This window comes from Salinicola salarius, from assembly GCF_003206135.1.
Lineage (GTDB): Bacteria > Pseudomonadota > Gammaproteobacteria > Pseudomonadales > Halomonadaceae > Salinicola > Salinicola salarius.
Genome location: NZ_PZJT01000009.1, coordinates 80,004 through 94,193, shown reverse-complemented (window position 1 = coordinate 94,193; position 14,190 = coordinate 80,004). Strand labels below are relative to the sequence as shown.

The following is a 14,190-nucleotide window of genomic DNA, read 5'->3' as shown; positions in this document are numbered from 1 at the left end:
GTCACAAGGTGCAGGAAACGCAACCTTCCACCTCGGTGCCTTCCAGCGCGGCCTGCCGCAGACGAATGTAATAGATCGTCTTGATGCCCTTGCGCCAGGCGTAGATCTGCGCCTTGTTGACGTCGCGAGTCGTCGCCGTGTCGCGGAAGAACAGCGTCAGCGACAGCCCCTGGTCGACGTGCTGGGTCGCCTCGGCGTAGGTGTCGATGATCTTCTCGGGGCCGAGCTCGTAGGCGTCCTGGTAGTACTCCTGGTTCTCGTCGGTCAGGTATGGCGCCGGGTAGTAGACGCGCCCCAGCTTGCCTTCCTTGCGGATCTCGACCTTGGCCGTCACCGGATGGATGCTCGAGGTGGAGTTGTTGATATACGAGATCGAGCCGGTCGGCGGGATCGCCTGCAGGTTACGGTTGAACAGGCCGTGAGCCATGACCGAGGCCTTCAGCTCGCGCCAGTCGTCCTGGGTCGGGATCTCGATGCCGCTCTTCTCGAACAGGCCGCGCACTTTCTCGGTCTTCGGCTCCCACGCCTTTTCGGTGTACTTGTCGAAGTACTCGCCGCTGGCATAGGTCGACTTCTCGAAGCCGGCGAAGCGCTGGTTGCGCTCGATGGCGATGCGGTTGGACGCCCGGATGGCATGGAACGCGATGGTATAGAAGTAGATGTTGGTGAAATCCAACCCTTCTTCGCTACCGTAGAGAATGTGCTCACGCGCCAGATAGCCGTGCAGGTTCATCTGCCCCAGGCCGATGGCGTGGGACTTGGCGTTGCCTTCGGCGATCGACGGCACCGAGGTGATGTTGCTCATCTCGGAGACCGCGGTCAGACCGCGAATGGCCGCTTCCACCGTGGTGCCGAAGTCCGGCGAGTCCATGGTCTTGGCAATGTTGAGCGAGCCCAGGTTGCAGGAGATGTCCTCGCCGATGTGACGATAGCCGAGGTCGTCGTCGTATTCGGTGGGCGTGTTGACCTGCAGGATCTCCGAGCAGAGATTCGACATGTTGATCCGGCCATGGATCGGGTTGGCACGATTGACCGTGTCCTCGAACATCAGGTACGGATAGCCGGATTCGAACTGCAGCTCGGCGATGGTCTGGAACAGCTCGCGGGCGTTGATCTTCTTCTTGCGAATGCGCCCGTCGGCGACCATCTCTTCGTACTTCTCGGTCACGCTGATGTCGCCGAACGGCACGCCGTAGATGCGCTCCACGTCGTAGGGCGAGAACAGATACATGTCCTCGTTGCGCTTGGCCAGTTCGAAGGTAATGTCCGGCATCACGATGCCCAGCGACAGCGTCTTGATACGGATCTTCTCATCGGCGTTTTCGCGCTTGGTATCGAGGAACCGCAGGATGTCCGGATGGTGGGCGTTGAGATAGACCGCGCCCGCGCCCTGCCGCGCTCCCAGCTGATTGGCGTAGGAGAAGGCGTCTTCCAGCATCTTCATGATCGGGATGATGCCGGAGGACTGGTTCTCGATGCGCTTGATCGGGGCACCGGATTCGCGCACGTTGGAGAGCGAGAACGCCACGCCGCCGCCGCGCTTGGAGAGCTGCAGCGCCGAGTTGATGGAGCGCCCGATGGACTCCATGTTGTCTTCGATGCGCAGCAGGAAGCACGACACCAGCTCACCGCGCTGACGCTTGCCGCAGTTGAGGAAGGTCGGCGTCGCCGGCTGGAAACGGCCGTGGATGATCTCGTCGACCAGCTGTCTGGCCAGCATCTCGTCGCCTCGCGCCAGGCTCAGCGCGACCATGCAGACACGATCCTCGAAGCGCTCGAGGTAGCGCTTGCCGTCGAAGGTCTTGAGCGTATAGCTGGTGTAGTACTTGAACGCCCCCAGAAAACTCTGGAAGCGAAACTTCGCCGCGTAGGCCTGATCGAACAGCGCCGAGACGAAGCCGAAGTCGTACTGATCGAGCACCTGCTGCTCGTAGTAGCCCTCTTCCACCAGGTAATCGAGCTTTTCCTTCAGCGAGTGGAAGAACACCGTATTCTGGTTCACGTGCTGCAGGAAATATTGACGCGCCGCTTCGCGATCCTTGTCGAGCTGCAGACGGCCATTGGCGTCGTACAGGTTCAACATGGCGTTGAGCGCGTGATAGTCGAGCGTCTTGGCGTTGTGTTCAGCGCCGGCAGCAGGGCGTGCTGACGTCTCTGACTCTAGGCTGAGCGTTTCCAAAATTCGTTCACCCCTGAAAGGACTCGGTGGACATCGTCTACGGTGCCCATCAGTTCAAAACGGTAGAGAAGCGGTACCTGACATTTTTCCGCGACGACCCGTCCGGCCAGCCCGAAGGAGGCACCGAAGTTGGTGTTGCCGCCAGCGATGACGCCGCGAATCAGGGACCGGTTATGTTCGTCATTCAAAAAGCGAATGACCGGTGACGGCACCGCAGAACGCGGGTCGCCATCACCGTAGGTCGGTACAACGAGAATATAGGGTGTTTCAACCCGCAGCGGTGGGTCGCTCCGGTTCAATGGAATCCGGCTGGCCGGCAAACCCAGCTTTTCGACGAAGCGACGCGTATTGCCTGATTTGGTCGAAAAGTAGACCAGCCCGGCCATGACGAGTCTCCTGCGCCCTGCGCGGTTCTCGGCAGCGCGATTCGAATGCCGCGCCAGCCGGAAAGATTCGAGTCAAAAAATTCGAAATCGTCGGATCAGGCAACCAGCGTGCTGATCTTGTCCGGGCGGAACCCGGCCCAGTGATCTTCACCCGCGACCACGACCGGCACCTGGCGATAGCCCAGGTTCTGGACGCGCTGCATCGCATCGGCGTCTTGCGTCAGGTCGACCACGGTATAGTCGATTCCTTGCTTGTCCAGAGCGCGATAGGTGGCGTTGCACTGGACGCAGGCAGGTTTGCTATAGATCGTGATGCTCATGATAACCATCCTTGACTGGGAAAGACGCCATCGAGATCGATGGTGCTGGCTTGGGGGGCGACGTGGGAATCACGCGTTTCTGCGCGTGGCCGCCGCTTCTGCAAAATACTATATATGGTAGCCGCGTCTTTTTCCAAGCATAGATGTGCTGTTTTTCTGTTAATTTCCTGTAGACAACTTTTCACCCTCGCGGAGCCCGCATGGTAGCCCGCTTCCCGTCATGTCAAGGATAAAAACGTCCTGCCCCGTAACCGGAAACGCGCCGGTGGCTTGTGCCAAACCGGCGCGTCGAAACACACTATGTGGTAGCAGGAAAGGAGAGATCCGGTATCGACAGCAGAGCCCAGATCACCCCTTCTTGATCGCGTGTCCGCCAAATTCGTTACGCATGGCAGACAACAGCTTGTCGCCATAGGAATCCTGCTCGCGGGAGCGCAGGCGCTCGAGCAGCGACAGGGTAATCACCGGCGCGCTGACGTCAAGCTCGATGGCTTCCGCCACGGTCCAGCGTCCTTCGCCGGAGTCCGACACGAAGGGCGCGATGCCCTCCAGCGACGGGTTCTTCTCCAGCGCGTTGGCAGTCAGATCCAGCAGCCAGGAGCGCACTACGCTGCCATGACGCCAGATCTCGGCGACCTGATGCAGATCGAGATCGAAATCCTTGCGCTCCATGATCGCGAAACCTTCGGCATAGGCCTGCATCATGCCGTACTCGATACCGTTGTGGACCATCTTGGTGAAGTGGCCCGCGCCGCTGGGACCGACATGGCCCCAGCCCTTGTCGGCGGCCGGCGCCAGACGCTCGAACAGCGGCCTGAGCGATTCGACGATCGGCGTCTCGCCGCCGACCATCATGCTGTAGCCCTCCTGCAGGCCCCAGACACCGCCGCTGGTACCGACGTCGACATAATGAAGGTGGCGCTCGCGCAGTGTCTCGGCCCGGCGCACCGTGTCCTTGTACATCGAGTTGCCGCCGTCGATGACGATGTCGTCCTTCGACAGCAGCGGTTCGAGCTCCCCGATGAGCGTATCGACCAGGGGGCCGGCCGGCACCATCAGCCACACGATTCTGGGCGACGGCAGGGCGTCGATCGCCGCCGTCAGCGAGTCCGACGGCTCGATCCCTTTCTCCGCCGCCTTCGCCATCGCTTCCGCGCTGGGGTCGTGCCCCACCACTCGGTGCCCGCCGCGCACCAGGCGCTCCGCCATGTTGGCGCCCATGCGCCCGAGTCCCACCATTGCAAGATCCATACGAACTCCTCCTGAGTCGAGAAAGGCGTCGTCGGCCGAGATGCTCCTCGCGCTCGGCGCCTACGGTTGGCGTGTGAGGCTAGCCGATCGAGCGTGTCAGATGACTCGCGATCAGGCGCCTGGCCGGCCAGGCCGCTTCACCGGCGCGCAGTACCGCCTTGCGCAGCCATCTGGCCGGGGTGCGGTCATCGGTGTAGAGGCCGACGATCGCCAGCGTGGCGGCGAACAGCGGCGCCGTCGCCAGACGCTGCTCGCGCTGATAGCGTGCCAGCAGCGTTGGCGAGGCGATATCCTGCCCTCGCGTTCGCGCCTCGCCGATCAGGTCTGCCAGTCGCGACAGCCCCTGCAGCCCGAGGTTGAAGCCATGTGCGGTTACCGGATGCATGCCCACGGCGGCATCGCCGATCAGCGCCTGGCGGTGCCCGACGAAGCGTTCGGCATAGACACTGACCAGCGGATAGCGATGAGGCGCCGCGACCCGGCGCATGGCGCCCAGCCGGCCACCGAAGCGCCGCGTGATATCGGCGCCGAAGTCCTCGTCGCTCAATGACAGCTGCTTCTCCATCTCTGCCGGCGACAGCGTCAGCACCAGCGACGAGCAGTGCGTATCCACCGGCAACAGCGCCAGCGTCTGGCCGTAGCCGAACCACTCCCAGGCCGTCTGGTCGTGCGGTTCTTCATGCTGCATCCGGCAGACCAGCATATGCTGACCGTGCTGGTAGGTATGGGCGGGGATGCCCATGGCACGGCGGGTGGTGGAAAAGCGGCTGTCCGCCGCCACCAGCAGCGAGGCCTGCAGCCGCTCGCCGCCGGCGAGAGTGATATCGACCTCGTCGTCCCGGGCCTCGAACCGCTCGATCTGCCGTTCATCCCGCCACAGGATCTCTCCCGCGCCCGCCGAGCCGGCCGGCAACGCCGCATAGGCGGCACGTCGAATCACCTGGTTGGGCACCAGGCAGCCGAGGGGCTCGTTGCGAGAAGCGCCAGGCGCAATTTCCATCGCGAACAGCGACTGACCATCGAAGACCTTGGCGGCACGCATCCGGGCGCGTTCGTCCGGCTCGACTCGCGACCATACGCCGAGCTTGTCGAGAATCTGTTGGGAAGCCCGGGTCAGCGCGATCTCTCGCCCGTCGCTGGCCGGCTCCACCATCGCCGACCGCGGCTGACGATCGATCAGCACCGAACTCACGCCATGACGCGACAGCGCGTTGGCAAAACACAGGCCGATCGGCCCTGCACCGACAATGGCGACGTCGACCTGCGTCACAGGGGTTGAATCATCCATTCGTGCCGCTCCCTAGCGTCAATGGGGCGTAACGGTAACGGAAAAAGGTGCCACGGCGAAGCCTCACCCGTCGCATCCCGGGTCAACGCCGCCATCGTCCCGCCGGTTCGGCATAGGATGGCCCATATTGCCTCTACCGGCGTTCGAACTGGCAGTGTTCACGCCAGCGGTGTTCGAGCCGATGCGATTTCCAAGGCCGACAGGCGCGTTCACTGCTTTTCGCTGTGAACCTTGACGTGGCCCAACTTGTCCTTGAAAACCTTCTCCTCGAACTCGACCTCCAGATGCTTTTCGCCCTTGGCTCGGAGGCGGTGGTACTCCAGACCGCTGAAGCTCAGTTCCAGCTGGTCATCGTACTCTTCGAGCAGTTTCCTGAATTCGCCAACGGTAATGATCATGACCTCTCCTTTTTTCGAGGGAACGGTTCGAGGAAACGTTCGAGGGAACGCCGAACGCCTCCCGATACCCCAAGACTAGACCATGAGGCCGGGCGGCGTTTCGCCATCGTGTCATTCGGTCACAGAATGACCGTTGCTACCCATCCCCGAACCACCGACCATGGTCACCCTAGCGCAGGATGGCGCTAGCGCGGCGCCTCATCGCCCTGTCGTCACCATTCGCGGATCGCTTCATCGAACCCTCGCTTGCAGGGTGTCTTTTCCGCCAGGAGTGTTAACTCATGAATCTTCGTTTCCTTTCCGCCGCCTTGATGGCCGCTTCCGTCGTCGCCTCCCCGATGGCCGCGGCCGTGAGCTTCGATAGCGTCAAGAAGAGCGCCGGCGAAATGCTGTCCGGCCAGTCCTCTCAGGACACCGAGTCCGCCGGTGGCGCCTCGCTGCTCGGCGCGCTGAGTTCCGGCTCCCTGAACCTGGGCAGCATGCAGAACGTGGCCGGCGTGCTCGGCTACTGCCAGGAACAGGGCTATACCGAAAGCACCACCGACAAGGTCAAGAACCGCCTGCTCGAGCAGATCGGCGGCCAGAGCCAGGCCGAGAAGAGCGACGGCTACCAAAAGGGGCTGGGCGGGCTGCTCGATAGCGGCAACGGCCAGACCTTCAGCCTGACCAACCTCAAGGATCAGGTCGGCGAGCGCGCCTGCGGCATGATTGCCGACAAGGCCATGTCCTCCTTCCTCGGCGGCTGATGCCCGCCGGCGCACGTACGCTGCTGCAATCCGGCGCCACGGCCCTGGCGTCATGGAAGAACGCCACGGCATGCGCCAGACTGGACGCATGCCGATACTGCCCTCGTTTCGATTCCCGACCGTCGCTGCCCGTTCCCGCGGGCGGCGTTTCGCCGTTGTCCTGTTGCTGGCGTCGCCGGCCCTGGCCGCCCCGCTGCCCGAGGCCGCTCGCGACAGCATCGCCGAGCAGGCGGGCACTCTGCCGCGCAGTCACTCCCTGCTGGTCGCCGTCGATGGCGACACCGTGATCGACGAAGGCTTTCGCGGCCACGAAACGAACGAGACGGCCAACATCAAGTCGCTTTCCAAGACGCTGATCTCGGCACTGGTCGGCGCGGCCATCGACCGCGGCGTGATCGAGAGCGTCGATCAGCCGGTGGTCGAACTGCTGGGCGACCGGGTACCCGCGGATATCGACCCGCGAGTGAGCGATATCACCGTCGGCAACCTGCTCTCGATGCAGGCGGGGCTCGAACGCACCTCCGGCGGCAACTATGGCGCCTGGGTGGCGAGTTCGAACTGGGTCGCCGATGCGCTGGAACGCCCCTTCGTCGCCGAACCCGGCGGGCGCATGCTCTACTCTACCGGTAACAGCCACCTGCTCTCGGCGGCACTCACCGAAGCGACCGGCCGCAGCACCCTGGCACTGACACGCGACTGGCTGGGCGATCCGCTGGGGATCGCGATTCCTCCCTGGACACGGGACCCGCAGGGCATCTATTTCGGCGGCAACGAGATGGGCCTGACACCGCAGGCGCTACTGCGTTTCGGCGAGATGATCCGCCAGCATGGTACCCGCGACGACCGCACGGTACTCTCGGCCGACTGGATCGAACGCTCCTGGCAGCCGCGCACCCGCTCGTTCTTCAACGGCGACGACTACGGCTACGGCTGGTTCATCACCCGCATCGCCGGCCAGCCCGTCTACTATGGCTGGGGCTACGGCGGCCAGCTGCTCTACGTGGTGCCGTCTCGCGCCATGACCGTGGTGATGACTTCGGATCCGACGCCGCCTTCCAGCGGCAGCGACTATCTGGACAACGTCGAAGCGCTGGTTGCCGAGTTGATCGAGGCGACCAATCGTCCCCATCAGGAATCCTCCCCGTGAAACATCCCCACCGAGACCGCGACAATTGGCACCTCACCACACCCGCCGCACGATCGACACGCGGCGCGGTGGCCTCGCAACATCGTGTGGCGGCGCAGGCGGGTGCGGCGCAACTGGACGCCGGCGGCAACGCCGTCGACGCCATCGTCGCCACCGCCTATGCGCTCAATGCCGTCGAGCCATGGATGTGCGGTCTCGGCGGCGCCGGCTTCATGGTGATCTGGCTGGCGAAGGAGCAGCGCGCCGTGGCGCTCGATTTCCAGGGCGTGCTCGCCGGCGATACGCGATTCGAGGACTATCCGGTCGATCCGGCTCTGCCGGCGACGCCGATGGGTTTTCCTGGGGTGGTCGACAACGCCAATATCGAAGGCTACCGCTCGATCACCATCCCCGGTGCCGTGGCCGGGCTCGAGCATGCGCTCGCCCGTTTCGGCTCGAAGCCGCGCGCCGAGGTCATGGCACCGGCGATCCAGTTGGCCGAGCGGGGCCTGCACGTCGACTGGTTCACCAGCCTGCAGATCGGCGTCTGCGCCAGAACGCTGGACCGGGATCCAGTATCGCGTTCGACCTATCTGCCCGGCGGGCACCCGGCGACACCGGAGAGCCGGCTGCGCATTCCGCAACTGGCCGACACCCTGCGCGAGATCGCCGAGAGCGGCGCCGACACCTTCTATCGCGGCGCCCTGGCCGAGAAGATCGTTGGCGATCTGCAAGCGGGCGGCTCGCGCATCTCGCGGGAGGATCTTGCCGCCTACGAGGTATTCGAATACGCCCCCATGGCCGCCGCGCATCGCGGCTACACGCTCTATACGCCGGGCGAGGTTTCCGGCGGCCTGCGCCAGCGCGAGATGCTGGCGTACGCGCTGGAGGCGATGCCGACCCCGCCGGAAACGCCGACACCGGAGACCTGGCTCGTCTATGCCGAAGCGCTGGAGCACTGCTGGAAGCGGCACAAGATTCGCAACGGCGTGCTGTCGCCCACGGATGGCGGTTTCGGTGGCATTGATATCGAGAATGGCGCCTGTACCTCGTCGATGTCCTCAGTGGACGCCGAAGGCAACATGGTGGCGCTCACCTATACCTTGCTCAACCGCTTCGGCTCCGGCGTCACGCTGCCCTCCACCGGCATGCTGATGAACGACAGCGTCAGCTACTTCGATCCGCGCCCCGGCTATCCCACCACCATGGCCGGCGGCAAGCGCATCAACTCCTCGAACATGTGTCCGACGGTAGCGGTGAAGGGCGGCGAGGCACGTTTCTCGGCGGGCGCCTCCGGCGGCAATCTGATCATGCCGGCGGTGACCCAGGTGGCCGCGCTGATGATGGACTTCGACATGAACCTGGAAGATGCCGTGCATCATCCGCGCCTGGACGCCAGCTATCGCGGTTCGGTACGTGTCGATCCGCGCTTCGATCCCGAGACGCTGGCAAAGCTGGGCGAGCGCTTCGAGCTGGAAATCGCCCAGCAACTGGTTTTTCCCAAGCTCTACGCCTGCGTCTCGGCGGTTTCGCGAGATCCTGAAAGCGGCGAGTGCATCGGCATCAACGACCCGACCCAGCCGATCGGCGGCGGTGCCACACCGGCGCCGTTTCAGATTGAACCGCTCGACGACGAGCCGGTCGTGCGGCCCTGATTCACTACCAGGATTCCGAGATGTCTATCGTTGTATCAATACCGGGTGTGGATAAAACGAACTGGTGGATCGAGCAGCTTCAGGCCCTGCTCTCTAACTGGACGATCCGCCCCATTCACGACCCGGGTGATGTCGAGGCCGTCACCTACGCCGTGGTGTGGAAGCCGGCGACGGGTGCTTTCCTGCCCTTCCCCAATCTCAAGGCGATCGTGTCGCTGGGCGCTGGTATCGACCACGTGCTGGCCGATGCCGAACTGCCGCGCCAGGTGCCGATCATCCGCACCGTGGGCACGGACCTGACCCAGCGCATGCGCGAATACGTGGCGCTGCACGTGCTGCGTCACCACCGCGACATGCCGGCCATCAGCGCCAATCAGCGCGAGCGGCGCTGGGCACAGCTGGTGGTGCCGCCAGCGACGCAGCGCAGCGTGGGCGTCATGGGTCTGGGCAATCTCGGCGGCACTGCGGCGCGCACGCTGGCCTCCCTCGGCTTCGAGACGCTAGGCTGGTCGCGCACGAAGCGCGAGATTGACGGGGTCACCACCTATGCCGGTCAAGCCGAGTTCGCCGACTTCCTCGCGCGCTGCGAGATCCTGGTCTGCCTGCTGCCGTTGACCGAGGCGACGATGGGGATTCTCGACGCCGACCTTTTCGCCAGACTGCCGCGTGGCGCCAGCGTGATCAACGCCGGTCGCGGGCCTCACCTGGTCGAAGACGACCTGCTCGACGCGCTGGAAAGCGGCCAGTTGAGCCACGCCACGCTGGACGTCTTCCACGTCGAGCCGCTGCCGAGCGAACATCCCTTCTGGGCGCATCCCGCCATCACGGTCACGCCGCACATCGCCTCGCTGATCGACGCGCCGACCGGCAGTCGCATCGTCGCCGCCAATATCGAACGCTTCGAGACGACCGGGCACGTCGAGGATCTGGCCAACGCCGAACGTGGATATTGATGGCGCCATCGATCAGCGGTGGCCGGCAGTAACCTCGGCCGCACGCCGAGGCGACAACTTGCTAAACTGGCGCCACAGATGAGCGGGATATCGACCAACCTTTCACGCGCATGCTAAGGGGACATATGGCTAGCAAAAAGGACAACACCACGAGTCGTCACAACATCAAATCGTGGCTGACCGATATGGATGGCGTGCTGGTGCACGAGAACAAGGCCATCCCCGGCGCGGCGGACCTGATCAACCAATGGCGGGAGCGGGAGATTCCGTTCCTGGTACTGACCAACAATTCGATCTTCACGCCGCGGGATCTCAGCGCGCGCCTGCGGCACAGCGGCCTCGAAGTCCCGGAGGAGAAGATCTGGACCTCGGCGCTGGCCACGGCGGCGTTCCTGCGCGACCAGGCACCGGGCGGCTCGGCCTTCGTCGTCGGCGAGGCCGGGTTGACCACGGCGATCCATGAAGCCGGCTTCATCATGACCGATGCCAAGCCGGACTACGTGGTGATCGGCGAAACCCGCTCCTACTCGTTCGAGGCGATCACCAAGGCGATCCGCCTGATCAATCAGGGTGCGCGCTTCATCTGCACCAATCCGGACGCCACCGGGCCCAGCCAGGAAGGCGTGCTGCCGGCCACCGGGGCGGTCGCCGCGCTGATCACCGAAGCGACGGGGCGCAAGCCGTATATCGTCGGCAAGCCCAATCCGATGATGTTCCGTTCGGCGCTCAACAAGCTGGGCGTGCACTCCGATGGCACCGGCATGATCGGCGACCGCATGGATACCGATATCGTCGCTGGTATCGAGGCAGGCATGCACACGGTGCTGGTGCTGAGCGGCATCGCCGACAAGGCCGATATCGAGCGCTATCCGTTCCGGCCCAAGGAGATCCTGTCGTCGGTGGCGGAGCTGGTGGACAAGTAACGCTAGCTGTCTAGTCGAGGCGGCGTTTCCCGCGCCGCCTCGGCTCAAGCCTCCGACAGCAGACGCTCACCCAGCAGTCGGCCATTCTCCAGGCAGTCCCCCACCGCGATACCGCCGCGCCAGTTGCCCGCCAGATGCAAGCCGGGATGCGCCCGCAGCGCATCGTCCAAGGCCTCGATTCGGGCCAGATGGCCGACCTCGTACTGCGGAATCGCCTGCGGCCAGCGCGTCACCTTCTGCCATACCGGTTCGCCGCGAATGCCCAGCAGATCGCGCAGCTCATCGAGCACTCGCGCGACCTGCGTGTCGTCGTCGCCGTCCGCCGCCGGCGGATCCTGCCGTCCGCCGATGAAGACGTTGAGCAGCTTGTGTCCGGCCGGCGCGCGGTTCGGAAACAGCGTCGACGAGAATAGCGCACCCAGCGTGCGCCGCTTTTCGGCGCGAGGGATCAGCACGCCGAAGCCGTCCAGCGGATGGGCGATGTCCTGCTCGCGAAAGCCCAGCGCGATGGCGTTGACCGGCGGATAGACGATGCGCTGGAGCGGCTCCGCCAACGCCGGGTCCAGCGGCTGCAGGAGCCGGGCCGCGACCGGTGCGGGCACCGCCAGCACCAGTGATCTGGCTCGCCACTCGCCACCCTGACCATCCGTGACGATCCACTGCTCGTCGTCGCGACGAATGCTCTGCACGGAGCAGCCGGTATGAATGGCGGCCGTCGGCTGCGCGGCGATGCGCTCCGCCAACCTATCGGCCAGATGCTGCAGCCCCTGCGGGAAGCTCACCAGCTTGCCGCGCCATTCGGCGGGAACGCCCGCGGGGTCGCGACGCGCCTGGCGCAGGCGCTTCACCCCGCCGAGGATCAGCGAGCGATCTTCCCTCTCGATGGCGGCCAGGCGCGGCATGGCGGCCTGAACGGACAGTCTGCGCGGATCGCCCGCGTAGACGCCGGAGACGAAGGGATCGACCATCCGCGCGAGAATCCGTGGACCGAGCCGCCGCTCGACGAAGGCGGCCAGGGTTTCCTCCGGCGCGCTCGAACGGCCGATGAACGGCTCGCGAGCCAGCCGTGCCCAGCCACGCCAGCCGATGAGCGGGCTGGTCAGGGCGTCGAGCGGTTTCATCGGCAGCGCCACCGGCTCGCCGTTCATCACGACGTAACGCTTGTTGGCAACGGCATTGGCGGGTTGCGCCTCGTCGAGCAGATCTAGCTCGTCCAGCAGCGCGTAGAGCGGTGGCTTCATGATGACGGTGTTGGGCCCGTGTTCGATCTGCCACTCGCCGTCGCGCTCGGTGCGAAGGTTACCGCCGACCTGGGAGTTGCCCTCCAGCAGGATGACACGCCGGCCACGGCTGGCCAGCGCCCAGGCCGCCGCCAGCCCGGTAGCGCCAGCGCCGACAATCAAGGTATCGGAAAGGGCCTCGCTGGGGGAACGAGGCGTCGCGGTCGAAACGTCTGCAGCCTGACTGTCCATGATGACTCGCACGAGAAAATGTCATTGGCAGTCTACGCAGACACCACGCAACCTGCATCCGGCCGGCATGCGACGACTTGCCGCCACGCCGGCCGATCGCGCGGCTCAGCCGTGGGACGAATCGTCGGACTCGCCCGGATGGCAGCCCGGCGCCGCCGGATAGAGGCTGCAGTCCGCCTTCACCGCGGTTTCCTCGTGTGGCGTGCCGTCCGGCGCCCAGTCGTAATCGACCAGCTGCGCACGGTAGACCTGGTTGGTGACGTAGTCGTCGCTCGGCATCGACTTGCCGAAGAACGGGCTCACGTACTCCCACACGATCTCGCCTTCCGGGGTGACCTGGAACAGGCGGCCGTTCTGGCCCTCGTCGATCAGCGTATTGCCGTTGGGCAGTCGCCGCGCGCTCGAGATGAACGAGCTATAGAAGGTATACGGCGAACCTCCCGACATGTTGCCGGTGTATTGCCAGACGATCTTGCCGCTGCTCGGGTCGACCTCGATCACGCGGGAGGACGAGAAGAAACCCTGCTTGGCAGGCGGAAAGCCGGCATTGCCCTGATTGTCGAAGATCAGCATGTTGCCCGCGCCCGGCAACCCTTCGGGAATCAGATGAACATCGTGGGAGCCCACGGTCTGGTCCACGGGGCGTCCGAGCTTGCCGTTGAGCTGTAGTGCCGGCAGGTCGGGGCCGATGCGCCAGACGATCTCGCCGCTCTGCCGGTCGACGATGAACGTGACGTTGGCGTTGCGGGAGTTGACCAGGATATTGTCCGGCGCGAAACGCTCGTCGCCGGCGTCGTACCAGTGATTGGGCCCGACGGGCACCGCCGTGTTCAGATGCAGGAAGTCGGGATCCTCGGAGTCCTTGAGCGACCGCAGGCCGGCGTCGGAAAACCCCATCTCGCCGAGATGGTCGCCCGCCTTCCATTCCCACACTACCCGGCCGTCGTCGTCGACCTCCTCGATACCGTTTTCGATGATCGGATAGTCGAACCCGTTGAGTTCGCGCATCTCGGCGGTCATCACCAGGTTGTTGCCGTTGGGCAGGCGACGCATGTCGTGGTGCTGATAGACCGGGTTCTGCTGGCTGCCCCACTGCCACTGCACTTCGCCGTCCCAATCCACCTCGGCGACCGTGGCATTGGTCAGCCCGTTGCCGGGGCTGGCGTGTTCCGGAAGTTCTTTCGCCCGTGCCAGTTGCACCAGCAGGTGGCCTTTCTCGCCGTTGGCCTGGTCGGCACTCAAGGCCACCGGCGGGAAGCTTTCGTAGTCCCAGCGGTGGACCTCGTTGCCGTTCATGTCGATCAGGTGGGTCTTGCCGTCGCCGCCGGGGAACAGCACGAAGCCGTTGTAGGCCCGCTCGGGATCATAGTAGGTCGTTCCGGTGGGAAAGCTGCTGGGCAAGGCGACCGCTGCGGTTGCCGTTGCCGTCAACAGGGCACCCAGTAACATCGAAACGGATCCTGTCCGTGACATCATCGCTCGTCGCTCCTTCG

General features: G+C 64.5%; 13 protein-coding genes. 5 read left to right on the top strand and 8 right to left on the bottom strand.

Annotated features, from left to right (window positions below):
- Position 1: 1 nt before the first annotated feature.
- From nrdE to DOM32_RS10015, 6 genes are all read right to left on the bottom strand, one after another.
- A complete protein-coding gene (gene nrdE / locus DOM32_RS10040; protein WP_110633970.1) occupies positions 2–2,179 on the bottom strand; it encodes a class 1b ribonucleoside-diphosphate reductase subunit alpha in 2,178 nt (725 codons plus the stop codon).
- Positions 2,161–2,565 (bottom strand): class Ib ribonucleoside-diphosphate reductase assembly flavoprotein NrdI, encoded by a 405-nt coding sequence (gene nrdI / locus DOM32_RS10035; RefSeq protein ID WP_071230918.1) that lies wholly within the window; start codon positions 2,563–2,565, stop codon positions 2,161–2,163. The genes nrdE and nrdI overlap by 19 nt, the downstream gene beginning before the upstream one ends.
- 95 nt (positions 2,566–2,660) lie before the next feature.
- The gene (gene nrdH / locus DOM32_RS10030) at positions 2,661–2,885 is read right to left on the bottom strand and encodes a glutaredoxin-like protein NrdH (RefSeq protein ID WP_071230919.1); all 225 of its coding nucleotides are present in this window, start codon (positions 2,883–2,885) and stop codon (positions 2,661–2,663) included.
- Between the two features lie 348 nt (positions 2,886–3,233).
- A complete protein-coding gene (gene gnd / locus DOM32_RS10025; protein ID WP_110633967.1) occupies positions 3,234–4,136 on the bottom strand; it encodes a phosphogluconate dehydrogenase (NAD(+)-dependent, decarboxylating) in 903 nt (300 codons plus the stop codon).
- Between the two features lie 79 nt (positions 4,137–4,215).
- Positions 4,216–5,424, bottom strand: a complete 1,209-nt coding sequence (ubiM, locus tag DOM32_RS10020; RefSeq protein ID WP_208625359.1) for a 5-demethoxyubiquinol-8 5-hydroxylase UbiM — start codon at positions 5,422–5,424, stop codon at positions 4,216–4,218.
- 209 nt (positions 5,425–5,633) lie between these two features.
- Positions 5,634–5,822 carry a hypothetical protein gene (locus DOM32_RS10015; RefSeq protein WP_071230921.1) on the bottom strand — a complete coding sequence of 63 codons (189 nt, stop codon included), beginning with the start codon at positions 5,820–5,822 and terminating at the stop codon, positions 5,634–5,636.
- 281 nt (positions 5,823–6,103) lie between these two features.
- On the opposite strand from DOM32_RS10015, the gene DOM32_RS10010 reads away from it, so the two are divergent.
- The 5 genes from DOM32_RS10010 (at position 6,104) to DOM32_RS09990 (ending at position 11,225) form a co-directional block, all read left to right on the top strand.
- Positions 6,104–6,568, top strand: a complete 465-nt coding sequence (locus tag DOM32_RS10010) for a DUF2501 domain-containing protein (RefSeq protein WP_110633965.1) — start codon at positions 6,104–6,106, stop codon at positions 6,566–6,568.
- A gap of 70 nt (positions 6,569–6,638) precedes the next feature.
- A complete protein-coding gene (locus DOM32_RS10005) occupies positions 6,639–7,715 on the top strand; it encodes a serine hydrolase domain-containing protein (RefSeq protein ID WP_244179876.1) in 1,077 nt (358 codons plus the stop codon).
- The gene (locus DOM32_RS10000) at positions 7,712–9,349 is read left to right on the top strand and encodes a gamma-glutamyltransferase family protein (protein WP_110633959.1); all 1,638 of its coding nucleotides are present in this window, start codon (positions 7,712–7,714) and stop codon (positions 9,347–9,349) included. The genes DOM32_RS10005 and DOM32_RS10000 overlap by 4 nt, the downstream gene beginning before the upstream one ends.
- A gap of 20 nt (positions 9,350–9,369) precedes the next feature.
- Complete coding sequence (locus DOM32_RS09995) at positions 9,370–10,302, top strand: 2-hydroxyacid dehydrogenase (protein WP_110633957.1); 933 nt, start codon at positions 9,370–9,372, stop codon at positions 10,300–10,302.
- Positions 10,303–10,427: 125 nt separating this feature from the next.
- On the top strand, positions 10,428–11,225 hold the full coding sequence (locus tag DOM32_RS09990; RefSeq protein WP_071230925.1) for an HAD-IIA family hydrolase: 798 nt from the start codon (positions 10,428–10,430) through the stop codon (positions 11,223–11,225).
- Between the two features lie 44 nt (positions 11,226–11,269).
- On the opposite strand, the gene hemG is transcribed toward DOM32_RS09990, so the two are convergent.
- Together hemG and DOM32_RS09980 are read right to left on the bottom strand one after the other, a co-directional pair.
- Entirely contained in the window at positions 11,270–12,697 is a 1,428-nt protein-coding gene (gene hemG / locus DOM32_RS09985) for a protoporphyrinogen oxidase (RefSeq protein WP_110633954.1), read from the bottom strand.
- Positions 12,698–12,802: 105 nt separating this feature from the next.
- The gene (locus DOM32_RS09980; RefSeq protein WP_208625358.1) at positions 12,803–14,146 is read right to left on the bottom strand and encodes an aryl-sulfate sulfotransferase; all 1,344 of its coding nucleotides are present in this window, start codon (positions 14,144–14,146) and stop codon (positions 12,803–12,805) included.
- Positions 14,147–14,190: the final 44 nt, after the last annotated feature.